22 protein-coding genes and 1 tRNA gene are annotated in these 23801 nt (G+C 63.3%); 10 read left to right on the top strand and 13 right to left on the bottom strand.

The window, feature by feature from the left end:
* Positions 1-173: 173 nt before the first annotated feature.
* The gene (locus ACV1FX_RS00545) at positions 174-2570 is read right to left on the bottom strand and encodes an ATP-binding protein (RefSeq protein ID WP_473115579.1); all 2397 of its coding nucleotides are present in this window, start codon (positions 2568-2570) and stop codon (positions 174-176) included.
* Positions 2571-2908: 338 nt separating this feature from the next.
* On the opposite strand from ACV1FX_RS00545, the gene ACV1FX_RS00540 reads away from it, so the two are divergent.
* Both ACV1FX_RS00540 and ACV1FX_RS00535 read left to right on the top strand, forming a co-directional pair.
* Complete coding sequence (locus tag ACV1FX_RS00540) at positions 2909-3622, top strand: substrate-binding periplasmic protein (protein ID WP_473115578.1); 714 nt, start codon at positions 2909-2911, stop codon at positions 3620-3622.
* A 240-nt stretch (positions 3623-3862) separates the two neighbouring features.
* Positions 3863-4249, top strand: coding sequence for a YciI family protein (locus ACV1FX_RS00535; protein ID WP_473115577.1), 387 nt, complete (start codon positions 3863-3865; stop codon positions 4247-4249).
* A gap of 5 nt (positions 4250-4254) precedes the next feature.
* Here ACV1FX_RS00535 and ACV1FX_RS00530 read toward each other — a convergent pair whose 3' ends face one another.
* Positions 4255-4848: a TMEM175 family protein gene (locus tag ACV1FX_RS00530; protein ID WP_473115576.1), complete on the bottom strand. Its 594-nt coding sequence runs from the start codon at positions 4846-4848 to the stop codon at positions 4255-4257.
* A 121-nt stretch (positions 4849-4969) separates the two neighbouring features.
* Here ACV1FX_RS00530 and ACV1FX_RS00525 point away from each other — a divergent pair, with 121 nt between their 5' ends.
* The 3 genes from ACV1FX_RS00525 to ACV1FX_RS00515 all read left to right on the top strand — a co-directional run bounded on the left by ACV1FX_RS00525 (position 4970) and on the right by ACV1FX_RS00515 (position 8544).
* Complete coding sequence (locus ACV1FX_RS00525) at positions 4970-7033, top strand: ATP-dependent helicase (protein ID WP_473115575.1); 2064 nt, start codon at positions 4970-4972, stop codon at positions 7031-7033.
* A 47-nt stretch (positions 7034-7080) separates the two neighbouring features.
* Positions 7081-7326: a hypothetical protein gene (locus ACV1FX_RS00520; RefSeq protein ID WP_473115574.1), complete on the top strand. Its 246-nt coding sequence runs from the start codon at positions 7081-7083 to the stop codon at positions 7324-7326.
* Between the two features lie 186 nt (positions 7327-7512).
* The gene (locus ACV1FX_RS00515; protein ID WP_473115573.1) at positions 7513-8544 is read left to right on the top strand and encodes an LLM class flavin-dependent oxidoreductase; all 1032 of its coding nucleotides are present in this window, start codon (positions 7513-7515) and stop codon (positions 8542-8544) included.
* A 9-nt stretch (positions 8545-8553) separates the two neighbouring features.
* On the opposite strand, the gene ACV1FX_RS00510 is transcribed toward ACV1FX_RS00515, so the two are convergent.
* Genes ACV1FX_RS00510 through ACV1FX_RS00470 form a run of 9 tightly spaced genes read right to left on the bottom strand, consistent with a single transcriptional unit; the run spans position 8554 to position 16692 of the window.
* The gene (locus ACV1FX_RS00510; RefSeq protein ID WP_473115572.1) at positions 8554-8901 is read right to left on the bottom strand and encodes a RidA family protein; all 348 of its coding nucleotides are present in this window, start codon (positions 8899-8901) and stop codon (positions 8554-8556) included.
* A gap of 18 nt (positions 8902-8919) precedes the next feature.
* Positions 8920-10041, bottom strand: coding sequence for an NAD(P)/FAD-dependent oxidoreductase (locus tag ACV1FX_RS00505; RefSeq protein WP_473115571.1), 1122 nt, complete (start codon positions 10039-10041; stop codon positions 8920-8922).
* Positions 10038-11456 carry an FAD/NAD(P)-dependent oxidoreductase gene (locus tag ACV1FX_RS00500; protein ID WP_473115570.1) on the bottom strand — a complete coding sequence of 473 codons (1419 nt, stop codon included), beginning with the start codon at positions 11454-11456 and terminating at the stop codon, positions 10038-10040. Before ACV1FX_RS00500 ends, ACV1FX_RS00505 begins: the two co-directional genes overlap by 4 nt.
* Positions 11453-11749: a (2Fe-2S)-binding protein gene (locus ACV1FX_RS00495; RefSeq protein WP_473115569.1), complete on the bottom strand. Its 297-nt coding sequence runs from the start codon at positions 11747-11749 to the stop codon at positions 11453-11455. Before ACV1FX_RS00495 ends, ACV1FX_RS00500 begins: the two co-directional genes overlap by 4 nt.
* Positions 11750-11780: 31 nt before the next feature.
* On the bottom strand, positions 11781-12917 hold the full coding sequence (locus ACV1FX_RS00490; protein ID WP_473115568.1) for an NAD(P)/FAD-dependent oxidoreductase: 1137 nt from the start codon (positions 12915-12917) through the stop codon (positions 11781-11783).
* 8 nt (positions 12918-12925) lie between these two features.
* Positions 12926-13732 (bottom strand): ABC transporter permease, encoded by an 807-nt coding sequence (locus tag ACV1FX_RS00485; protein WP_473115567.1) that lies wholly within the window; start codon positions 13730-13732, stop codon positions 12926-12928.
* Entirely contained in the window at positions 13729-14613 is an 885-nt protein-coding gene (locus ACV1FX_RS00480) for an ABC transporter permease (protein WP_473115566.1), read from the bottom strand. The genes ACV1FX_RS00485 and ACV1FX_RS00480 overlap by 4 nt, the downstream gene beginning before the upstream one ends.
* Positions 14610-15653, bottom strand: a complete 1044-nt coding sequence (locus ACV1FX_RS00475) for an ABC transporter ATP-binding protein (RefSeq protein ID WP_473115565.1) — start codon at positions 15651-15653, stop codon at positions 14610-14612. The genes ACV1FX_RS00480 and ACV1FX_RS00475 overlap by 4 nt, the downstream gene beginning before the upstream one ends.
* Positions 15654-15657: 4 nt before the next feature.
* Complete coding sequence (locus tag ACV1FX_RS00470) at positions 15658-16692, bottom strand: ABC transporter substrate-binding protein (RefSeq protein WP_473115564.1); 1035 nt, start codon at positions 16690-16692, stop codon at positions 15658-15660.
* 270 nt (positions 16693-16962) lie between these two features.
* Between ACV1FX_RS00470 and ACV1FX_RS00465 the strand changes: the two genes are divergently transcribed.
* A complete protein-coding gene (locus ACV1FX_RS00465) occupies positions 16963-17862 on the top strand; it encodes a LysR substrate-binding domain-containing protein (protein ID WP_473115563.1) in 900 nt (299 codons plus the stop codon).
* 588 nt (positions 17863-18450) lie between these two features.
* Positions 18451-18630, top strand: a complete 180-nt coding sequence (locus ACV1FX_RS00460) for a hypothetical protein (RefSeq protein WP_473115562.1) — start codon at positions 18451-18453, stop codon at positions 18628-18630.
* A 132-nt stretch (positions 18631-18762) separates the two neighbouring features.
* Here ACV1FX_RS00460 and ACV1FX_RS00455 read toward each other — a convergent pair whose 3' ends face one another.
* Positions 18763-19005 carry a hypothetical protein gene (locus ACV1FX_RS00455; protein ID WP_473115561.1) on the bottom strand — a complete coding sequence of 81 codons (243 nt, stop codon included), beginning with the start codon at positions 19003-19005 and terminating at the stop codon, positions 18763-18765.
* 1603 nt (positions 19006-20608) lie between these two features.
* Between ACV1FX_RS00455 and ACV1FX_RS00450 the strand changes: the two genes are divergently transcribed.
* Complete coding sequence (locus tag ACV1FX_RS00450; RefSeq protein ID WP_473115560.1) at positions 20609-20776, top strand: hypothetical protein; 168 nt, start codon at positions 20609-20611, stop codon at positions 20774-20776.
* A 1432-nt stretch (positions 20777-22208) separates the two neighbouring features.
* Positions 22209-22406, top strand: a complete 198-nt coding sequence (locus tag ACV1FX_RS00445; RefSeq protein WP_473115559.1) for a hypothetical protein — start codon at positions 22209-22211, stop codon at positions 22404-22406.
* Positions 22407-22606: 200 nt separating this feature from the next.
* On the opposite strand, the gene ACV1FX_RS00440 is transcribed toward ACV1FX_RS00445, so the two are convergent.
* Positions 22607-22692 (bottom strand) — tRNA-Tyr (locus tag ACV1FX_RS00440).
* Positions 22693-22905: 213 nt separating this feature from the next.
* On the opposite strand from ACV1FX_RS00440, the gene rlmB reads away from it, so the two are divergent.
* Positions 22906-23736 (top strand): 23S rRNA (guanosine(2251)-2'-O)-methyltransferase RlmB, encoded by an 831-nt coding sequence (gene rlmB, locus ACV1FX_RS00435; RefSeq protein ID WP_473115558.1) that lies wholly within the window; start codon positions 22906-22908, stop codon positions 23734-23736.
* The last annotated feature ends 65 nt before the right edge of the window (positions 23737-23801 follow it).

Raw genomic sequence — 23801 nt, 5'->3', positions numbered from 1 at the left:
ACCTCGCTGGGATCGCCCGCTAGGCTTTGACGTAAAAACGTGACGTCAAAGGTTGGCAACGGGGCGTTCTCAGCCCTGGACCAGCGAGACAACAGATCGGGCGCGACGGGGCTTTCCCCTGCCGCGCCTTTTCTTTTTTGCGCACGTGCTGGTCTTTAGCGCTTCCCGCAAGGTCAATACGGCAGGCTGCCAGTCAGCACTTCGCGGATCTTCTGCGACAGTTCCGACTTCCGGTACGGTTTTCTCAGCAGCGCCACGCCGGGATCGAGGTGGCCGTCATGCACGATGGCGTCGTCGGTATAGCCCGATGTGTAGAGTACCCTCACATCCGTACGATGCTTGCGGATCGCCTCCGCCAATTCCCGTCCGTTCATACCGCCGGGCATGATGATGTCGGTGAACAGGAGATCGAACTTGACGCCCTGCCCCACCAGCGCGAGCGCGGCGGCGCCATCGCCTGCAACCAGCGTGCGGTAGCCGAGACTGCCGAGCTGGGCGATCACATAGCCCTGCACCAACGGATCATCCTCGACCACCAGGATCGTCTCGTGTCCGCGTGCCAGGCTGGGCGCGGCCACGGGGCCGGCCTGGCTTACCATTCTGCCGATGGAACGCGGCAGAAACAGCTTCACCACCGTACCAGAACCTTCCTCGCTCTCGATCGCGACGGTGCCCCCGGTCTGCTTGGCAAAGCCGTAGACCATGCTGAGTCCGAGCCCGGTGCCGCGGCCGACGCCCTTGGTGGTGAAGAACGGCTCGAACACGCGGTCTCGGATGTCGGCGGGGATGCCGTGGCCGGTATCGGCGACCGCGATCATCACGAACTCGCCGGCCTCCATGTCGCGATCCCCGGACTCGCCGGGGCCTTCGAGTACGCGATTGGCGGTCCGAAGCGTGAGCTTGCCGCCGCCCGGCATGGCGTCACGCGCGTTGACGGCGAGATTGACAATTGCCGAGGAAAGCTGTGACGGATCGGCCATCGCGAACCACGCATCCTCGGCGAGCTCGGTGTCGATCTCGACGTGCTCGCCGAGGATGGGCTTGAGCAGACGCGAGGTCTCGACCACGAGACCGTTGACGTCGATTTCCCGCGGGTCGAGCGGCTGGCGCCTCGCGAAGGTCAGGAGCTGAGAGGTGATCTCGGCGCCGCGCGTCGCCGCATCGTCGATGAGCTGCGCGATCGCGGCAAGCTGCGGCTTGTCGGCAAGACCTTCCTGAAGGATCTCGATGGTCCCGGTGATGACCGTCAGCACGTTGTTGAAATCATGCGCGACGCCGCCGGTGAGCTGACCGATCGCATCCATCTTCTGCGATTGCCGCAACCGCTCCTCGGTCTCGTGCTGGTCGGTGAGGTCGGTGGTCGAGCCGCGATAGCCCAGGAACCGACCGGCGGCGTCGAACACTGGCCGGCCGTTGACGCTGAAATGCCTGATGCGTCCGGCGGCATCGCGGCCGCGATACTCGAACTTGCGAAATGGCTCGTGGCGATCGAGTGCAGCCATGTGGTCGCGCCATTTCTGCGGCTCGGCCTCCCGATCGATTGCGCCGTCGGGACGCCGCCTGCCGATCACGAGATCACGCACCATACCGAAGGTGCCCGCGCGATCCGAGATATAGGTGAACACGTGATCCGGCCCGGTCTCCCAGAACCAGTCGGAGGCGGTTTCCGCGTAGTCGCGGAAACGCTGCTCACTGCGGCGCGCGTCACTCTCGGCACGCCGCCGAACCTGGAGATCGCGTTCCAGATTGGTATTGGCAAGACGCAGATCGCCATAGGCACGCTGCAGGCTCGCGGACATGGCGTTGAACGCGTCGATCACCTTGTCGAGCTCGTCGACCTCGTGCGATGGCTCGCGTTCCAGATGCAATAGCGGCTGCGGCCGCGCCAGCGTGTATTTGCTGACGAACTCGGCGATGGCGACCAGATGCCGGGTCACCAGCAGATGGAACATGTAGATGATGAAGAGTGAGACGAGAAACGTCTTGGCGGCCTGGCTCGCCAGGATGATCAGGGCCCGGTTCAGCAGCTGCCTGTAGACGTCGGTCAGCGTCGCCTCGACATGCAGCGTGCCGATCCTGTGCTTCTCGCCTTGCGTGGCGTAGTCGATGGGATAGTCACGGACCACCACAGCGCGGCCGCCGCTTTCGCCGGCCACCACGCGAATCGGATTCGGACGATCGGCGAACTCGCGAACCTCGACCGCTTGAATGTCGGGCAGTCGCATGATGCCGTTGAGCTGAAGCTCGAGCTGGTTCTTGTCCAGGCTCCAGAGGCTCTCGCCGAGGCTGCCGAGATAGCTGCGGCCGATCTCGTTGAGCCGCGTCTCGATGATGCCCATCTCGCGGTCGTAGTCGAGATAGAGCTGAAGCGCGGTCAGGGTCAGCGTCACGATCGAGGAGAACAGCAGCACAGCGGCGAGCAAGCGGCGGCCGATGCCGCTGCGAAACCACGAGAATACGCGCGGCAGCGGGAAGCCGATCCCGCCCCCGATTCGAGGCAAATCCTCATTCGCGGCTGCCGGCGCAATGGCGCGGCCGCGATTGGGATCGTGCTCATCCGTGTTGCCCATGCACCACTCCCCCGAGATGGCGACAATCCTGCGTCGGCCCCTTGCGGCCTGCCGCGGTTCGACAGTTCGGCCTCCCTGGAAGACCCGACCCGCTCGCTCAGCCTCCCTGCCGTATCCTGGACGATGATTCGTCTGTGGGGGTCAATTTTTGCGCCCAGCCGCAGGAAGCCTGCGCAAGCTAGCATCATGCGTGCTAAAATGTCATCGGTGAAAGTGCGGAGTAGTTCCACATCGCGGCGGCGGATGGTCGCTGTGATTCGCGGGGGCCCATCACCATCCGCGGTAGATCGCACCGCTTCATGAATCCAGTGGTAGCAAGGACGAACGGGAGACGCGTCATGTGGCGGATATGTCTGGTCGGGGCGCTGCTACTGTTCGCTCCCCCCTCACAGGCACAGTCGGTCATCCGGCTCGCGCGGATCGCCAACATTCCCGACCAGTATGTCGGTGGTGAGATGCTGCGCGCGGTCTATGCGCGGCTGAACATCAAGCTCGAATTCGAGGATGTGCCTGGGAAGCGCGCGCTCGCGCTTTCGAGCACCGGGGAGCTTGACGGCGAGATCCAGCGCATCGGCACGCTGTCCAAGGATTACCCGACGCTTGTCCGGGTCACGCCCGCGATCAACTATATCGAGCCGGCGGTCTTCGCTACGAAGCTTCGTTTTGACGTTGCCGGCTGGGATTCGATCAAGGACTACAGCGTCGGCATCGTGCGCGGTGTCGGCTCTTCGGAGAACGGGACGCATGGATTTAGCCGCGTCACCGCGACCACGAACCTTGAAAGCCTGATCCAGATGCTCGACGCCGACCGCTTCGACCTGATCGTCACCGACCTGTTCAGCGGTCTCGTCGCGATCCGCAAGCTCAACCTGCAAGCACGGATCTATCCGCTTTCGCCGCCGCTGGAGCGGATCGACATCTACCACTATCTGCACGAGCGCCACCGCGATCTGGTGCCGAAGGTCGGAAAGGTGATCGAGGAGATGACTGCAAGCGGCGAGCTCGCCAGGTTGCGCGAGCAACTCGTCAAGCAGGTGCTGAACGAATCCTGACCGCGGGGACAGCTAAACTATATCTTTCACGCACCGCGGTGGCGCGCGCGGCCTGTCGTGTTCTTCGTCGCCATCAGTCGCGATCGGGGGGAACCCGCTTTCAAGGTGCAGCCGACAATCGGGGTTGAGGACGGTTTCTTGCCCGCGCGATCACGCAATATTTCCAGATCGGCGATTGTCGGACTCATCGGCCTTCATACGTCCTTGGACCGGCAAAGGTGCAAAGCAAGCGAGGTGACGATGTTCTACGCCATCCTGGCCTATCACGTGGAAAGCGAGGTCATGTCCTGGACGAAAGCGGAGGACGCCGCCGTCATGGCCGGCCTTCGCGAGGCACAAGACTCCTTGAAGGCCAACGGACATTTCGGGCCCGCGGCGCGGCTCGACGAGACCAGGAAGGCGCGCACGCTGCGCGGCCCTGGCGCGGGCATGGTGCTGGACGGGCCCTTTGCCGAAACCAAGGAGCAGCTCCTCGGCTTCTACATCATGGAGTTTTCGGACGAGGCCGGCGCGATTGCCGCCGCACGGGAGCTGCGCAAGGCCAATCCGAGCGCGGTCTACGAGATTCGCCCGATCAAGCTTTTCCTCCCCGCCGATGGGTTTGGCGCGACAGCGGACAGCGGATGACCTTCTCAGGCCTTTCTGACCGGATTCACCCTGACGAACCGGCGCATCAATAAGGCGCCGAAGGCGAGAAACCAGACGAATTGCGCATATTCCGGCGCGATCGCGGCTACGATCGTGCCCGGCACGAACACGAGCACGGGAAAGATCGCAGGAAGGATCTCGTGAAGGCGGCCGGCCCGGGCCGCGAACCACCATAGCCAGGCATTGAGGCCCGCAATCGCGGTCAGATGCAGGCCATAGAGCACCGCGACGGCACTGCTCAGCCGGTAACTGCCATAGAGCCCGTTGGTGACCGGCAGCAGGATGATCGAGAGCAGGAAACACAGATTAAGCAGCACCACGCCTCGGCCAGCCTCGGGCTGGCGCGCCAGGCGACGATGATGACTGATCCAGAACACGCCGGCGACGATGAAGGTCAGGATCAGGCCTGCCACGCGTCCGGAATAGAGATGGTCGAGATCGCTCCAGGTCGGCGCCGTCTTGAGCTCATCGGCTTTGGGCAGACTATAGGCGAGCAGAGTCATGGCGACGCCGAAAATGGTGTTGCTCAGCGACTCCATCCGGCGCATCTCGAACTGATCGGTATCTTGCTCGGTCATCCGGGGCATGAGGCTGGAACCAGGGGCGAGCTTCTCCCCTAAATCCTAATGCACCTCCCGTCCAGCCGCATTGCGGATCGCAGACGGATCGCTGAATCTGCGACTTTCACCGGGGCGATTCGTGGCGGTTGCGACATATCTGGACACGCTGAATGCCGAGCAGCGCCGCGCCGTCGAGCATGGCGTGGCTGATGGCACCACCGTCGGCGGCCCCCTCCTCGTCATTGCCGGCGCGGGTTCCGGCAAGACCAATACGCTCGCCCACCGGGTCGCGCATTTGATCGTCGCGGGCGCCGATCCGCGCCGGATCCTGCTGATGACGTTTTCGCGCCGTGCGGCCGCCGAGATGGCCGCGCGCGTGGAGCGGATCGCCAGAAAAGTGCTGGGCGAGAACAACGCCGCGATCATGCGCGACGCCTTGAGCTGGGCCGGCACGTTCCACGGCATCGGCGCGCGGCTCTTGCGCGAATATGCCGAGCGGATCGGCGTCGATCCTGCCTTCACCATCCACGACCGCGAGGATTCCGCAGACCTGATGAACCTCGTGCGGCACGACTGCGGATTGTCGCGGACCGAAAGCCGTTTTCCCGCCAAGGGCACCTGCCTGTCGATCTATTCCCGCTGCGTCAACGCCGAGATGGAGATCGAGAAGGTGCTCGGCCAGCATTATCCCTGGTGCGCGGGCTGGGCTTCGGAGCTGAAGCGGTTGTTCGCGGCCTATGTCGAGGCCAAGCAGTCCCAGCACGTGCTCGACTATGACGACCTCCTGCTCTACTGGGCGCAGATGATGAGCGACGCGCTGATCGCCGAAGAAATCGGCGGCCGCTTCGATCACGTGCTGGTCGACGAATACCAGGACACCAACCGCCTGCAATCCACCATCCTGCTGGCGCTGAAGCCGGAAGGCCGCGGCCTGACCGTGGTCGGCGACGATGCGCAGTCGATCTACTCCTTCCGCGCCGCCACCGTGCGCAACATCCTCGAGTTCCCGCAAAGCTTTTCGCCGCGAGCCGCGATCATCACGCTCGACCGCAATTACCGCTCGACGCAAGCGGTGCTGGCGGCGGCCAATGGCGTGATCGGCCTTGCACGCGAACGCTTCACCAAGAACCTCTGGACCGACCGTACCTCCTCGCACAAGCCGCAGCTCGTCGCCGTGCGCGACGAGGCCGAGCAGGCGCGCTACATCGTCGAGCAGGTCCTGGCCAATCGCGAGCAGGGCTCGCTGCTCAAGCACCAGGCGGTGCTGTTCCGCACCTCCTCGCATTCGGGCCCGCTGGAAATCGAGTTGACCCGCCGCAACATCCCCTTCGTCAAGTTCGGCGGCCTGAAATTCCTCGATGCTGCCCACGTCAAGGACATGCTGGCGCTGCTGCGCTTCGTCGAGAATCCGCGCGACCGTGTCGCGGGCTTTCGCATCCTGCATCTGTTGCCCGGGGTCGGACCTGCAACGGCGCAGCGCGTGCTCGATCACATGGCCGAGAGCCCCTCGCCGCTTGCCGCGCTTGCAAAACTGCCCGCGCCGCCGCGGACCGGGGACGACTGGATTGCTTTCATTCGCACGGTCGAAAACCTCAGCTATTCCGAATGGCCGGCCGACCTCGAGCGCGCGCGCCTCTGGTACGAGCCGCATCTCGACCGCATCCATGAAGACGCCGAGACGCGCCGCGCCGATCTCGTGCAGCTCGAGCAGATCGCCAGCGGCTATGTCTCGCGCGAAAAATTCCTCACCGAGCTCACGCTCGATCCGCCGAATGCGACGTCCGACCAGGCCGGTGTTCCCCTGCTCGACGAGGACTATCTGATCCTCTCCACCATCCACTCCGCCAAGGGCCAGGAGTGGAAATCGGTATTCCTGCTCAACGTTGTCGACGGCTGCATGCCGTCCGATCTCGGCGCCGGCACCAGCGCCGAACTGGAGGAGGAGCGCCGTCTGCTCTACGTCGCGATGACCCGTGCCAAAGACGACTTGCATTTGATCGTGCCGCAGCGTTTTTTCACCCATGGTCAGGCTGCCTCGGGCGACCGCCACGTCTACGCCTCGCGTACCCGTTTCATTCCGGAAGCGCTCGTGCCGCTGTTCGAGCGGACGACCTGGCCGAAGGCGCAAGCCGGCACAGCGCGGACCGCGTCGCAGGGGCCGAAGATCGATATTGGAGCCAGGATGCGGGGCATGTGGCGCTAGCGCTGACCGCGCGCACGAAGCCTCAGGAATTCCAAGGGAGCATGGAGATGACGACAGCAGGAAAGAACGCGATCAAGGCGGAACTCGACACGCTGCGAAAGCTCGCACGCGAGGTGATCCAGACGTCCAAGGGCAAGAGGCCGCTTCCCGTCAAGGACCAGCGCACCCTGCGCCAACAGCAGAAACGAGCGGTGGACGCGATCGTCGCCGAAATCAAGGAGCTGAAGCAGTTGAAGCGCCGCGTTCTCCAGGCGCGCGCCCCCGAAGCGATGGCGGAAAAATTCGTGCCTTGATGCGAGCGCTGCGGCGATCGACAGGCATCGCCGGGGCGCGAAACGGAAACAATGCATTTCCTGAAGCGGTATTGTGACGGGCAAGCCGGCGACTAGATCTCAAGCTGCCTCCGCAATTGTTTGAGCACGATTTTTTCGGAAAACCGCTCCACCCTTTTTCCGGATCGTGTTCCAGAGACCCGATCAATGACCGCACCGCTCGAATTCGGACTGGATACCTTTGGCGACGTCACCAAGGACGCAAGCGGCACGCCGCTGCCGCATGCGCAGGTGATCCGCAACGTCGTCGAGGAGGCCGTGCTGGCCGACGAGCTCGGCATCGACTTCATCGGGCTTGGCGAGCATCACCGCGCCGATTTCGCGATCTCCTCGCCGGAAGTCGTGCTCGCGGCGATCGCGGCCCGCACCAAGCGTATCCATCTCGGCTCCGCCGTGACGGTGCTCTCCTCGGACGACCCCATCCGCGTATTTCAGCGCTTTGCGACGCTGGACGCGCTTTCGAACGGCCGCGCCGAAGTAATCCTCGGCCGTGGCTCGTTCACCGAGTCCTTCCCGCTGTTCGGTTTTGACCTGCGCCGTTACGAGGAGTTGTTCGAGGAGAAGCTCGACCTGTTCGCCGCACTTCTGTCCCAGAAGCCGGTGACCTGGGAGGGCAAGCTGCGTCCGCCGCTGCAGAACCAGCTCGTCTATCCGCCGGTCGAGCACGGCCAGCTCAAGACCTGGATCGGCGTCGGCGGCAGCCCGGAATCGGTGGTGCGCGCCGCGCATTACGACCTGCCGTTGATGCTCGCGATCATCGGCGGCGATCCCAAGCGCTTTGCGCCCTATGTCGAGCTCTATCACCGCGCCTACAAGGAATTCGGCCGCGCGGTGAAGCCGATCGGCGTGCACTCGCCCGGCTATGTCGCCGAGACCGATGCGCAGGCGCGCGAGGAGCTCTGGGCCGACTACAAGACCATGCGCGACCGCATCGGCAAGGAACGCGGCTGGCCGCCGATGGGCCGCGACGAGTTCGTGCACGAGGCAGATCATGGCTCGCTCTATGTCGGCTCGCCCGAGACGGTGGCGCGCAAGATCGCCGCCACCGCGAAGGCGCTCGGCATCTCCCGCTTCCAGCTCAAATATTCCGCGGGACCCCTGCCGCATGGGAAGCTGATGCGCAGCATCGAGCTCTATGGCGGCAAGGTGATCCCGATGGTGCGCGAGATGATGGGCTGAGGTTTAGCCTCAGCCCTTGAGCGCGGTGACGACGACCTCGATCAGCGCGCTGCCGCCGAGATCGGCGACGCCGACGGTTGCGCGCGCCGGCAGATTGTCGCCGAAGAACTCTGTCCAGACCGCGTCCATCTCCTTCTTCTTCGACAGGTCAGTGACGAAGATCGAAGCGCTGACGATGCGAGACGCGTCGGTCCCCGCTTCCTTCAGGTAGCCCGCGATCTTGCCGAGGATGTTGCGGGTCTGCTCGCCCATCGACACGCCGGTGTCGTCGGCGATCGTGCCGCCGACGAAGACGAAGCCATTGGCCTCGACGGTGCGGTGCATGATCGGCGTGCGGATGCTGCGGGTGATGCTCATGAAGTATCCTGCTGTGTCTTACGGAGTGGAGGAACGGAAGCGATCGATGCTGAGACCGCCGATCCGGGTCTGGGTCCCGCCATTGACAACCAGCTCCGCCATGACGGCGCCGGCGCCGGGGCCGAGCTGGAAGCCATGCAGCGAGAAGCCGAACTGATGATAGAGGCCGACGTGGCGGGCGCTCGGGCCCAGCACGGGCAGATCGTCCACCGTCTTCGCCTCGATGCCGGCCCAGGCGCGCATGATGGTGGCATCGCGCATCACCGGAAATAGCTCGAACACTGTGCGGGCGCTGATAGCGAGGCTGCGCCAGTCCAGCACCGTCTCGTTGCGGTCCTGGTCCGGCGTCGCCAGATGGCCGCCGCCGATCAACACGGTGCCGTTCTTGAATTGCTTGAAGGACAGTTTGCGGCCACGCAGGATCACCACGGGATCGATGAAATGCGGCACGCGCGAGGTGATCATCAGCATCGGCGCCACGGTCTCGACCGGCACGGGCTCGCCGAGCCCTGCGGCGATGCGCCCTGCCCAGGCGCCGGCCGCATTGACCAGCACAGGCGCGGCATAGGTCTCAACGCCGACATCGACGCGCCAGAGTCCATCCTCGCGGCGGACACTGCTTGCGGCCACGCCCTCGCGCACGGTGGCGCCGAGCTGCTCAGCCCTGCGTCGGAACGCCGTCGTTGTCTGCGCAGGATTTGCCGCACCATCTCGGCGCGAGACCACGCCGCCGGGACAAGTGTCGGCGACGGCGGGCACCAGCCGCCGCAGCTCGGCACCGTCGATCAGCTCCTCATGGGTGAAGCCGAGCGCATTCAGCTCGGCGACGCGGGCGCGGCATGCCGCTAGCTCGGTCTCATCCTCCGCAACCAGGACCTGGCCGTGGCTCTCGAAACTGCAATCGTCATCGAGCAGCTCTTCGATCCGCTCCCAGATCCCCATCGAGCGAATCGAGAGCGGGATCTCGGCAACGTGGCGCGCAAGCTGGCGCACGCCGCCGGCATTGACGCCGGAAGCGTGGCGGCCGGCATAGTCCTTCTCGATCAGCACCGGCTTCATGCCGGCGAGCGTCAGGTGCAGCGCCGTCGAGCATCCGTGGATGCCGCCACCCACGATGATGGCATCCGTAAGCTTGGTCATCCCCGCACCACTGCCTTGACGTCGTCTTCCGTCTTCGGCATCGCCGCGAGCTCGGCGAGCGTGATCGGCTTCACCGGAGCGCGCAGCCGGTAGTAGCCGATTTCCTGCGGGCTCTTGCCACGCGCCTCGGCCATCAGCTCGGTGACGGTGAGACCGCACAGACGTCCCTGGCACGGACCCATGCCGGTGCGGCGATAGGCCTTGAGCTGGTTCGGTCCTGTCGCGCCGATCGCAACGGCATCGACGATGTCCTTGGCGCTCACCTCCTCGCAGCGGCAGACGATGGTGTCGCCTGCGGGAATGCGGAATTGCCGCGCGGGACGGAACAGCGTGTCGAGGAAGGCGCGACCGCGCTCGGCTTTGGCGAGATCGGCACGCAGCGCTGCCATCGGCGAAAGCCTCGCGGCGGCTGCAGGTGCAAGCGCCTCGACTGCAGCCCGTGCAGCGATGTGGCCGCGAACCACTGCGGAGTTCACGCCGCCGATGCCGGCGCCGTCGCCGGCGATCGCGATGCCCTCGATCGAGGTGCCGCAGTTGGCATCGAGCACAGGTGACCAGCAGAGTTGCAAATCGTCCCAGCGATGTTCGACGCCCGCCGCCATCGCGAGATTGACGTTCGGCACGACGCCCTGATGCAACAGCAACAGATCCGCCGGCATCGTCTCGTGCCTTCGACCTGCCACATAGCTTACAGTGGCGAGGCGCCCCTCGCCGGTCGCGGCCAGCTCGGTGACGCCTGTGATAACCGGCACTTTCGCCTTCACCTCGCGCATCAACGCCAAGCCCTTCGTAAAATAGGGCGACGTTACGAAGGCGAAGGCGTGCGGTAGCGCCGAGAGGTAATTGTTCCGCTCGGTGGTATCGAGAATGCGATCGATACGGCCACCGAGGCGCAAAATCTGCGCCGCGAGCAGCCACAGCAGCGGCCCCTGCCCCGCGATCACAGTGCGCCCGTCCGGCACCAGCGCCGACGATTTCAGCATGGTCTGCGCGGCGCCGGCGGTCATCACGCCCGGCAACGTCCAGCCCGGAATTGGAAACGGCCGCTCAAGTGCGCCGGTCGCAAGAATCACGCGCCGCGCCTTGACGAAGGCAGACGCGCCGCCGATGGAAACGCCGATCTCGAGGTTGCGATCAAGGCTCCACACGGTGGCGCGATGGATGATCTCGGCCTTGCCCGCTCGCACCTCGCCGACCAGCTCGGCACCTGCCCAATAGTCGGCGCCGAGTTGGTCATGCGCCGTGACCGGGGTCGACGCAATCGCGCGCCAGACCTGGCCGCCGGGGCCGGGGTTTTCATCGAGCAGCAGTGTCGACAGGCCTGCTGCGGACGCTGTCGCCGTCGCGGCAAGACCGGCAGGCCCGGCCCCGATCACGACGACGTCGTAGGCGTCACGCTGAGGAGCCGCGTTCATCGGCCGATCTCCCTTTGGCCTTGCTGGATCTCGATCTGCATGCCCGCCGCGACCGGCACCAGGCAGCCCTGGCGGTTACCGACGCCATCGATGGTGACGAGGCAATCGAAGCACACACCCATCATGCAATAGGGCAGCCGTGGCGCACCGCTGACCGCGGTCACGCGCCGCACGTCGCGTCCCGAGGCAAGCAGCGCGGCGGACACGGTGTCGCCCTCGCGCGCCTCGACGGCAACACCGTCGACGAAGATCTGCAACGATGGACGCTTGTCCTGATCGGATCGTCTGAACATTGGACGCCTCTTGGCCCCTTCTCTGAAATCGCTAATAGCCGCTGTTGTTCGCTGCGCCCTCGCCGCCGAAGCGGCTCGCCGAGAACGCGCCGACCAGTTCGGGCTCGAGCGCGCCCCCTGCGACCATGCGCGCGATCTCGAAGGCATGGTTGGAGGCGAGCGTCACGCCGGAATGGCAGCAGGCGACGAATGCGCCGGGATGCGTTTCCGACTGGTCATAGATCGGAAAGCCGTCCTGCGGCATGACGCGGATGCCGGCCCAGCTCCTGACGACGTTGAGCCGCGCCAGATGCGGAAACATCCGCTGCGCGCGATCCGCCATCACGGCGCTGATCGAATGCCTCAACGCGCGATCGTCGAGCTCGTCCTCCTTGCTGTCGCCGATCATCACCGTGCCCTCGTCGGTCTGGCGGATCGTGGTCAGCGGATGCGGCAGGAACGGCATGGTGCGTTCGGTCACCACGATCTGTCCACGCGTCGGCCCCATCGGCGCAAAGAGGCCGACCATCGGCGCGAGCGTCTGATTGGCATTGCCCGCGGCAAGCACGATCTTGTTGGCGCGGATTTCGCCTTGCGGCGTCGTCAACCGGAATTCGCCGCCGCTCTTTGTGAGCGCGGAGACCGGCCGCTCCGGGAAATAGTCGATGCCGAACGTCTTGAAACCCGTGTGGAACGCGCGAAAAGTGCGCAGCGAATTGACGTGACCATCGAATGGACAGAAGCTGCCGCCGGACACCTCCGGGCCAATCAGCGGCAGCATCTTCTTCACCTCAGAGGCCGGCAGCATCTCCATCCTGTAGTCGGCCGCGCCAACCTGGTTATGCATGCGCGTGACGAGCTGTGTCCGCTGCTCGTACTCGTCTTCACCGAGCGTCAGATGAAAGCCGCCGTTCTGCTGGAGGCAGACGTCGAGGCCGGTCTGGTCCTTCAATTCGGCGGCAAGCATGGGCCAGGCCTGCGACGCGCGCACCGTCCACACGGTATAGGCGGGCATGCCGAGCCCTTTGCTCTGCACCCACACCAGCGCAAAATTCGCGCGCGAGGCGCGCTTGGCGATGTCGCCCTCGTCGAGCACGGCAACGCTCTTGCCGAGCCGGCCAAGCCCCCAGGCAATGGCGGAGCCGAGCAGCCCGCCGCCGACGACGGCGACGTCATAGTCCCTGTGCATGCGTTCTCCTATCGCCCGGGATCGCTCTTGCCTGCGAGCACGCGGTCGAGCCCGTAGAAGCGGTCGAGCAGGATAAGGGCAGTCATGGTGATTGCGATGACGCTCGCCGAAACGGATGTCACGAGCGGATCGATGTTGTCCTGGATATAGAGGAACATCCTGACCGGCAACGTTTCAGTGCCTGGCGCGGCAAGAAATACGGTCATCGTCAAATCGTCGAAGGACTGGATGAAGGCGAGCGCCCAGCCGCTGATCACGCCGGGCAGGATCAGCGGCAACGTCACGCGGCGGAACAGCGTGAAACCACCGGCACCGAGTGAGACCGCAGCCATCTCGACCGAGCGGTCCATGCCCGTCGCCGCTGCCAGCGTCAGGCGTAGCGCGAAGGGAAACACCACGATGACATGTGCGATCAGCAGCGCAGCAAAGGTGCCCCCGAGCCCGAGCGAGGTAAAAAAGCGCAGGAAGGCGATGCCGAGCACGACATGCGGGATCATCAGCGGCGACAGGAACAGGGCTGCCAGCGCATCGCGGCCTCGAAATCTGTAGCGCGCAATCGCCAGTGCCGCCGGCACCGCGAAGAGCAGCGCGACGAAGGAGGACACCATCCCGAGCCCGAGGCTGACCCAGAACGCATGCACGAATTCCGGATAGCTCGCGATCGTCCTGAACCAGCGCAGCGAGAAGCCGTTGGTCGGCAGCGAGAGAAAACCCTCGGGCGTGAAGGCGACGAGGCAGACCACAACGATCGGCGCGAGCATGAAGACGACGAAGAGCGCGTGGAATGTCAGGGCGAGCGGGCCATTCGTCCTCATCGGAACACCTCGGCATAGCGGCGCTCGATCAGTGCGTTGCTGCCGACGACGATCAGCACCAGCGCGAGCAGCAGCAGCACGGCGACCGCCGCACCAAGCGGCCAGTTCAGCGTGTTGAGGAATTCGTCATAGGCGAGCGTCGCCGCGACCTTCAGCCTGCGGCCGCCGATGATCGCCGGCGTGGCAAACGCGCTTGCCGACAGCGAGAACACGATGATTGCGCCCGAGAGCACGCCGGGCATGATCTGCGGCAGGATGATGCGGCGAATGATGGTGAAGGCGCCGGCGCCGAGCGACATCGCGGCATTTTCGATCTGCGGGTCGACGCGCTGAAGCGCGGCCCAGACCGACAGCACCATGAACGGCATCATGACATGCGCGAGCGCGACCACCATGCCGGTCTCAGTAAACATGAAGGGCAAGGGCGAGCGGATCAGGCCGAGCGACATCAACAGCTTGTTGACGAGGCCGTTATTTCCACCGAACAAAAGCGCCCAGCCGAGCGTGCGCGCCACCACCGAGATCAGCAGCGGCCCCAGGATCAGGAGCAGGAAGATGCCTCTCCAGCGTCCGCTCATGCGGTTGAGGATGTAGGCTTCGGGCGCACCGAGCGCGGCTGTGATCAAGGTCGCAAGCAGCGCGATGCGGAAGGTCCGCCAGAACATTTCGGCATAGTAGGGATCGCTCGCGATCTCCTGCCAGTTCTTCAGGATGAAGACCGGCTCGATGCCCTTGTACTGCCCCCAATCGTGAAACGAGAGCATCACGGTCATGAGAAGCGGGATGACCAGCACGCCGACGAAAAGCGTCAGCGCAGGCAGCGTCAGCGCCCAGGGCGCGCGGGCCTCGGCAGATTGCGTTGACGTATCGGCGGCGGTCATGCAGCGCCTCCGCTTCCGCGCAGGCTCATGTCTTCCACGCGCCATGCAAGACAGACCGCCTCGCCTTCTCCCGGCTGAGGCGCGCCGTCATTCTGCCGGATCACGATCGCCGGCCCGCATTCGGTCTCGCACTGGAACAGCCAGTGATTGCCCTGGAAAATCCGCGTGACGATTTTTGCAGCAAGGCCAGCGTCGGCAAAGCTGATCCGCTCGGGTCGAAGACTGATCGTCACCGCACCGCTCACGCCCGCCGGCGCCGGTGCGTGCCAGGAGCCTGCGACGAGTCGCGCCGGCGTGGCCGTGCGATCGACGGTCGCGGCAAAATCGTTGGTCTTGCCGAGGAACTGCGATACGAAGGCCGAGGCCGGCCGCTCATAGGTCTGTTGCGGCGTGCCGATCTGCTCGATCTTGCCCTGGCTCATCACCACGATGCGGTCGGACAGCGACATCGCCTCGTTCTGGTCGTGGGTGACGAGGATCGTGGTGGTGCCGATGGTGCGCTGGATCTGGCGCAGCTCGATCTGCATGTCTTCGCGCAGCTTGGCATCCAGGTTCGACAAGGGTTCGTCGAGCAGCAGGACGCTCGGCTGGATCACCAGCGCGCGGGCCAGCGCCACCCGCTGCTGCTGGCCGCCCGACATGCGCCGCGGATATCGCTCCTCGAAGCCTTTGAGCCCGACCATCGCCAGCGCCGCGCGGACGCGCTCGGTGCGTTTGTCCCTGGGCACGCCGCGCATCTCCAGACCGAAGGCGACATTCTCGGCCGCTGTCATATGCGGAAACAGCGCATAGCTCTGGAACACGATGCCGAGGCCGCGCTTTGCCGGATGCACCTTGATCAAGTCGCGTCCCTCGAGCCGGATCGCGCCGCGCGACGGCTCGAGGAAACCAGCGATCATCTGCAGCGTCGTGGTCTTGCCGCAGCCGGAGGGACCGAGGAACGAGATGAACTCGCCCCTCTCCACTGCAAGGCTGAAATCGTCGACGACGGTTTGCGAGCCGAACTGCTTGCCGACGCGATCGAGTTCGAGGAAGGCCATCGCGTTAGCGCTCGACCTCGCGATTCCACCGCTTGGTCCACTCTTCGCGCTTCTCGTTGATGACGGTCCAGTCGGGATTGTAGAGCTTGGCCGCACGCTCGCCGATCGGCGCCATCTTGCCGAGCTCCGGCGGGACGACGAGCGATTTCAGCACCGGGCCGTAGCCGTAGTCCTTGAGCATGATGAGCTGGATATTTGGATCAAGCAGCTTCTTGATGAAGCTCGCCGCGAGCGGCGAAGCGTTTGGCTTGGCGATCGGACAGGCGGTCGTCAGAAGAGTTGCCGCGCCTTCCTTGGGATAGACGAAGTCGACTGGGAAACCGGTGTTGGCAAAGCTCTGCACACGCCCCGTACCCCACACCGCGATCACGGCCTGGCCGGACTGGAACAGCTCGGTCATCTTGCCCGGCGACGGCTCATAGGCAAGCACGTTCGGATTGATGTCGTTCTTGAAGATCTTGAAGCCGGCATCGACGTTCGACTCGCTGCCGCCGTTCATCTTGGCGAGCATCACCAGCGCCTCCAGGCCGTAGGTGTTGTTGATCGGCGGAATGACGAGCTGCTTCTGATACTTCGGATCCTTCAGGTCGTTCCACGACGTCGGCGGCGCCCAGCCCTTCTCGGCGAACACCTTGGTGTTGTACATCAAGCCGGTGGCGACGAGACCGATCGCCACCGCGCGATCGTCCTTGAAGCGGGCGGCGTCATAAAGATCGGCCGGCAAGCCATCGAGCTTGCCGCAGAAGCCAAGCTGGATCGCCTGGTACATCGGGCCATCATCGACGATCGCGAGATCGATCTGCTGGTTACCCTTTTGCGCCTGGAGCTTTGCCAACGTGTCGGTCGAGTTGCCGGCGACGTACTCGACCTTGACGCCGTTCTCCTTTTCGAAATTCGGGATCACCTCGTCGCGGATCGTCTTCTCGAACGAGCCGCCATAGCCGGCGACATAGAGCGTCTTCTGCTGTGCCGAGACGACCGTCGGGACTGCCGCGAGCATCGCGATGCCGACCGCTGTCAGAAGGCTGAGAGTCTTCATAAGGACCAATCTCCAATACCGGGATGAGGTGACGTGTCGACGATCAGACGGCCGAAGCACACCCCGCGTTCCCTCGGCGCAAATCCCGCTCCGACCAGGGCTCCGGCCCCTGGTTTTCCGGGTTTTGGCGGCAATCGGGGAGATTGGCCCCGATCTGCCGGAAAAACGGGCTGTCTCCAGCGCTGATGAAAAAGATCGCAGAGCTAGACTTCCATCGTCCAATGAATAATGGCACCCTCTGCATGCCGAAATGTTATGAAGAGAATGCAGATGGCGCGGATCAATTCGCGGCAGGTGGAGGCCTTCCGCGCAATGATGCTGACCGGCAGCGTGACTGAGGCCGCCAAGCTGATGGTCGTGACGCAGCCTGCCGTCAGCCGATTGCTCCGCGATTTCCAGGCGCTCCTGAAGATGGAGCTGTTCGAGCGGCGGGGCACCGGGCTGGTGCCGACCGCGGCTGCAACGGCGCTCTACACCGAGGTCGAACGGTCCTTCGTCGGCCTCGAACGTATCACGGCCGCCGCCGAGGAGATCCGAGGCCGCCGGACCGGCTCATTACGGATTGCCGCCTTGCCGGCGCTTTCGAACGGCTACCTGCCGCGGCTCGCCGGACATTTCCTGAAAGAGCGGCCCAACCTCAACCTCGCCTTCTTCGGTGTGATCTCGCCGATCGTGGTCGACTGGGTGCTGAACAATCAATGCGACATCGGCTTTGCCGAGGTGCCGATCGCCCATTCGGGCCTGCCGAGCCTGCGGCTACAACCGCTGGCGCGCGTCGCGGTGCTGCCGGCCGGGCATCGTCTCGCAGAAAAGGAAGTGCTGGAGCCAAGCGATTTCGAGGGCGAGACGTTCATATCGCTCTCGGCGGGATCTGCGAGCCGGCATCTCGTCGACCAGGTCTTCCACCGCAGCGACGTCCGCCGCGTGCTGCGCGTCGAGACCACGCTGTCGGAGATCATGTGCGGAATGGTGTCGTCGGGACTCGGCGTCGCGATCTGCGATCCCTTCACCGCGCAGGAGTTTGCAACCCGCGGCGTCATCGTGCGCCGCTTCCTGCCACGCATCGATTTCGAATTCTCCGCGGTCTTTCCCGCGCAACGCAGCCCCTCGCCGGTGGCGCTCGATCTGGTCGAGGCGCTACGACGCGCGCTGCGGGAGATGGAGGCGTAAGTGAGCGCGAGATGGCATGGCTCGGCCGAAGCTCGCGGACGCAACGCCGGCTTTCGAAAAACCACGTCGCGCTGCCGGTCGAGCGGATCCGCACGCCGATGACAAAGGGTGCAGTCCTAAAGAAGTGCGGTCCTGATTGGGACACTCGTTAAACTGAAGGACGCGCGGAAAATCCGAGTTACGCCGGTTGTCCTATCGCATAAGACGCGGCTCTCATGCACATTGGCCTGACGGGTCAGCGCAAGCCTTGGTTGGCCCGGCAACTTGGCCTCGACTCCCCTCAGCCCCCCGAGTTGGGGCCAAATTTTTGGAGGCTTCCACAGAGAGTCGAACAGGAACGTTCGGGCGATTGCTGAGTTTTCCTGATACCCTTCCCCAAGGGTGTTGGCCCCAGCTCTCCGTAGCCCCCCAAAAAGGAGCTGGGGCCTCTTTTGCGCTGGCGGGGGAAATCAGCGACGATCTGGCGGCTTCCGATTTGTTTGACAATCGAGTGATCAGGCGCGAAGCTTGCACTCATAAAATCATTGAACGTATTGAACTATCGCATTTGCTCCTCGAATAGATTTTTTCATTCATACGGGAGGCCCCATGACTGACGAGAGACTCGCCCGTCTGCGTGCCCACGATAAGAACATCAGCCGCTATCGACGCCTGCTTAAAACCAAACTGTCAGATCTTGAGCGCCAGTTTTTGGAACAGCGCCTGAGCGAGGAAAAGTCGGCCGTCGAAAGCCTCGCCCATCCTGCTCTCCATCCCATCGCGGATTGAACGACACGATCCCGTTCGCCGCCAGCCGTCGGTCGAGCGCGGCTGGTTCGACGCATGAAAGTGGGGCCTGCGTTCGTCGACTGAGCCAGTTCTGGCCGGTGCATGCTGGCCTGACGGAAGGGTCGATCCCCTCTATCGACGGTGCATGCACGCGTGCACGTAATCCTTAAAGCCGGGATCTTTCTTCGCTTTGACGAGACCCACTGCATGCGCCTCGTCGCGGCACATTTCCTTTTTCTCGACAATTTCTGGATGTTTCGCCGCCTTGCACTGAAAGCGGAAAGGTCCAGGCGGATATTGCCTGCAGTTTTGCGCTTCGGCTGCGACGATTTGACTGCCGAGAACTATCGAAGCGCCAATCAGCATTCTGATCATGAGGCACCCGATCGAAGCAAATTTTCAAAACCTCCGCCATCGAGCGGTCAGCGCGGAGAAACGGCCCCGGCACAACCCTAAATGCCGAGGCCGTTGGAGGTTGCCTGGCCTATTCGAATGGACCAAGCCAAGCGAGCCTAGACCAGCGCGGGATTTTGTTATGTCCACTTTTGGACAGAGCCGCCGTCGGTACCCCGAAATGGGTACCTACGGATCGCGCCTCAGATTCGCTTTTGTCATTTACGGAAGCGAGCGTTAGTCGAATGATCTGCACTACCGGGGCTGGCTAAACAATTTCAGTTTCGGAGTTTCTATTGCAAACCCGGTGCTAGGGCCGCCGCTCCAAACGCAGCGGCCCTTTGCTATATGCTCCGTTGACCACGCTCAACAGATCGATATCCGTAATAGTCCGCGAGCGGCTCTCCCTTGGGTGGCCCATTTCCGATAAGCTGAATTTCGCGTGTTCGGCGGAGCGCGGGTGGACGGCTCCGGCTCGCTTCTCAGCCAGCCTCGCGCGCTGGAGCCGTTCCCTCTACAAACTCAACGAACGCCAGAAGGGATAAACGATTGGGTGAGGCGGATCCGGTATTCCCAGCCATAGCCGCATTACCTGGGAAAAACCGGCAAAAGGCATTTGAAAGCCAAAAATGCCGTCTAATCTCTGCATGTTGAGTCGGGGGTTAGCTGTGGGCGTTTATTTGTTATCCCTCGCCGCCTGCCTCGTCGCGATGCTCCTCTTTTTGGCATTCTGCCGATAAGGCCGACAGCGGACACATTTGTTGCCACCAATCCTCAACCGGACGCGGAAACGACGGTTCCCTGAGGATGGTTTTTGACTGTGCAGGAATGAGCGCATTCACTCCGGCGAGGAGGTGGATGTCTTGCTCGCCTGGATCTTTGCTCTCGTCGTTGCCTTAAGCGTGGCGGTTCTCATCGCCCACGTGATCGACGCGATGCGTACTTGATTGCGCGCTTGCAGACTGTGCAGGTATTCGAGTGCGCTCCATGGCCGCTATCGTCTGTGAGCAGGTCTAACGGGTCGTTCGCGATCTCGATGCGGTGATGTTCGGAGCGCCGCCCTTGGCCGTCGGCACGCAATGGCCCGGCTTGCATGCCTCGGTGGCTTGTGCGCTCGGCCCGAGATGGTCGGCCAGCACTGACAACAAGCCAGCGACGAAGGCCGCGACCAAGACGCATACCGTGAGGCTGATTGCGCCGCGCAACAGCAGTTGTCTCAATTCGATGACCACCCAAGTCCCCCGAAGAAATTCTCGCCCGCCTGCTGGTATCTCTGAAAATCCTTAAGTCGACCTTGAGGTCTCCTCGGAGCCAGGCGTCCTCTACTTCAGACTCGAACCCGCGTATCGGCCGCCGCAGCTTTCCAGGTTCCAATGGCCTCTCGCTTTGCGCTGTCGCGTCGACGCCACACTCACGATGTTCCGCCAAGGAACAGGCTTTCCAGACTCAACGCCGCCGCCGACTTCTGGAATCATCCTCGTTAACCGGGGCTGGAAGTAGCAATTTATCGACAGTCAATTTTCCCGGACGGCCGCAGGAAGGGGTGGGCCTGCGGCCTTTTCAACCACGGTCATGAAAGCGGGGAATGGTGACAACAGTCATAAAGAATTTGCTTTCACGGAAGCAGGCGCTTGTCGATCAGCTTAAGAAGACCAGCGCCGTTGAGGAGCGAGACAAAATCGAAGGTCAGCTCGAGCAGATCAACACCGCCTTGCATTTTCTCGACAAGCCCGACCCGAAGCGCGGAGAATGACCGTCTGGATTTAGGCGAAGGGCCAAGACTTGAACTCTTGCCGCCGCACAGCCCGCGAACAAGCTTTGACCGGATGATACGAAGGAAACGGCTTTTTTTTCGGACTCGGATAGCCCTCGAAGCCCCGCTCCCTGTAAGGCTCGCGTCAGTTTGCCACCGTAGGATCAGCCGCTACTTTAGCTGGAGGGTCAGGTGGCAGTCAGACCCCTATTGATAGCTATTTGCATTTTGCCGTTGAGCGTGTGTCCGGGTCTTTCCAAGGAAAGCGGCTTTAATTCAGACCAACCTTGGAATCACGAGCATACAAACGTCTTGCCCGCTGACGTTCGCCATTGCATCGCGGAGACCTGCAAGAGGCCGCCTCGAGCCCAGCACGACTTCGCTGTCTACCTGCCGAGCGAACACCGGCGGAACGTCAATCCTGAATGCCTTCGACGCGACGATCTCGGTCGTGACTTCCGACGAGCAATCAATGTCTCGACGTGGACTTCGTACAAGCTGGCTCGCACTTTCGGCTGATCAGGAACCATCACGTAGCCTGCGCTTTCTGACCTGTAAGCTTCGCAGGCCCGCCAGCGTGAACCGGCGGGCTCTAACAACTCCCGACACTGTCACAAGACCGTGGCATGACCGTTGCATATTACCCACTGCGATTTCAGTGCGCAGTTAGAGATGAGATCGCTGCGGGACCCCTGGCATTTCGAGCCCGCAGCCAAATTTTGTGTTGCTCCATGGCGCAAGCACGCGTGTGCAAGGCAAGAACAAGAGGGCAAGAACATGAGCGATAACCCACCGTCTACGCCGAGATTTATGGTGCGGCAGGCATCTCAGGGCTGGATGGTCTACGATCGACAACGTAAAGGCCCCGCATTGGTCGGGACTAATCTGGCTCTAGCGGTCAATCTGACGAAGGATCAAGCCGAGCGCGTCCAGCAGTCGCTAACTGCCGACCCGGGTCACGAGACGTCAACAGTGTCAAATAGAACCGATCGCATCTTCGTTAGTCGTTAGCGCAATGTGCGCCCGCTCCCGCCTTAGTTCCTGGATCCCCGCCAATACGCCGCCAAAGCTCCCCCTGGGTGCCGGTCAACACCTTTTGGGCCTCCCGTTTTGCCGCTGCGTCGTTGGCGCATTCAAACTCTACGGCACCAACCAGGTCGCCACGTTCATCCAAAATGTGTAGACGGTATTGGGTCATTGCACATCCGTGCTTAGGCCCGACATTTTCTATCCCCCTGCTAAGAGAGCTTTGCAAACCCCATGCATTCCAATCGGACATTCGTAGTGAAGGGAGCCCGCCATTGGCGACGGGCTCAAGGCTAAGGGAGAGTAAGACGCCATGAAGGCGCATCTAAAACGTACGGCGATTCCCAATGATGCGCTGTATCGCAATTCACACTGTGGACAAGAAAGCACCCCTGGGCGCTGAAGAATGAGCAACGGTCGCGTGATTTCGCCGATTGTGGTCGACCGGGCGCTGAACAATCATCAGTGCGAGATCGTGTGCGAGATGGTGCCGCCGGGACTTGGGGGCGCGATCTGCGATCCCTTCACGGCGCAGGCGTTCTCGCCGCGCGGCGTCATCGCGCGCCGCTTCCTGCCGACTTCGGATTCTCCGCCGTCTTTCTAACGCAGCACACCCGTCACTGGCGGCGCTCGATCAGGCCGAGGCGCCGCGACGCGCGCTGAGGGGGGATGGAGGGAAGCGGAAGGAGGAGATGCGGTCTCAGTCCGTATTCGCTTTCGCTGTGCTCCAGCTTCGCCGGACGCGCTTCGCCCAGATGGGCTTTACGCTCGGCTGCGCCACGCGTAGCCCGTCAGGGCGAAGCATGGTGGGGGAGGCAGGACTCGAACCTGCGAAGCCATGAGGCGGCTGATTTACAGTCAGCTCCCTTTGCCACTCGGGACACTCCCCCGCTCGACGGCAGCATAATCGGACCGGACCTTGCCGGGCGGACCGAAACGGCCATGGAGACGTGAAGACCGCGACTACCCGAAGGGACACGGGGCGCGGCCGGGCGCGTTTATGGGGGAAGCGGCGGGGCAAAGTCAACCGAGCTAAGCAGCTAAAATCGCCTCTTTGGACATCCAAATTGCCATCTTTCGGAACCCGTGAGACAAGCGAGCCCATGAACGATCGCAAATTTGCTCAGAGAACCCGGCGCGGCGGGGCTAAGCCCTTCAATAAAGGCGCAAAATCCGCGTCTCGGCCGGCCTGGCGCGACCGTGATTCGGACCACGACGGGCCAGTCATCCTCTATGGCTGGCACACCGTCACCATGGCGCTGCAAAACCCGGAGCGGCGAATCCGCAAGCTTACGCTGACCGAGAATGCGGCCCGCCGCCTCGCCGAGGAAAACATCCAGACCCGCATCGCTCCCGAGATCGTCCGTCCCCAGGAGATCGACCGGCTGCTGTCGCCCGATGCCGTGCACCAGGGCCTGCTGGCTGAGGCCGATTCCCTGCCCTCGCCTGACATCGAGACCCTGGCGCAGGAAGGCATCGTGCTGGTGCTCGACCAGATCACCGATCCCCATAATGTCGGCGCGATCCTGCGCTCCGCCGCGGCCTTCGCCGTGAAGGCGATCGTCACCACCGCGCGCCACAGCCCGGAGGCGACCGGCGTGCTGGCGAAAGCCGCTTCCGGCGCGCTCGAGCTCGTGCCGATCGTGACCGTGCAAAATCTCGCCCGCGCGCTGACCGCGCTCAACGAGCGCGGCTTTCAGACCGTCGGCCTCGACAGCCAGGGCAGCGAGGATCTCTCCGAGGTCGTTTTGCGCGAGCCGCTTGCGCTGGTGCTCGGCGCCGAAGGCAAGGGCCTGCGGCAATTGACCCGCGAGACCTGCAGCGTGGTGGCGCGACTCGACATGCCCGGCGAGATCAAGAGCCTCAACGTCTCCAACGCCGCCGTGCTCTCGCTCTATGTCGGCGCGAGCCGGCTCGGGCTGATGAAGCGCTGAACGGACGACAAAGCAAAGCGCCCGTCCGCGTGATGCGAACGGGCGCTTCGTGATTCAGCTCAGCC

It is taken from the genome of Bradyrhizobium ingae (genome assembly GCF_055791185.1).
Note: the sequence above shows the minus strand (reverse complement) of the source record. Positions and strands in the feature narration are given on the sequence as shown.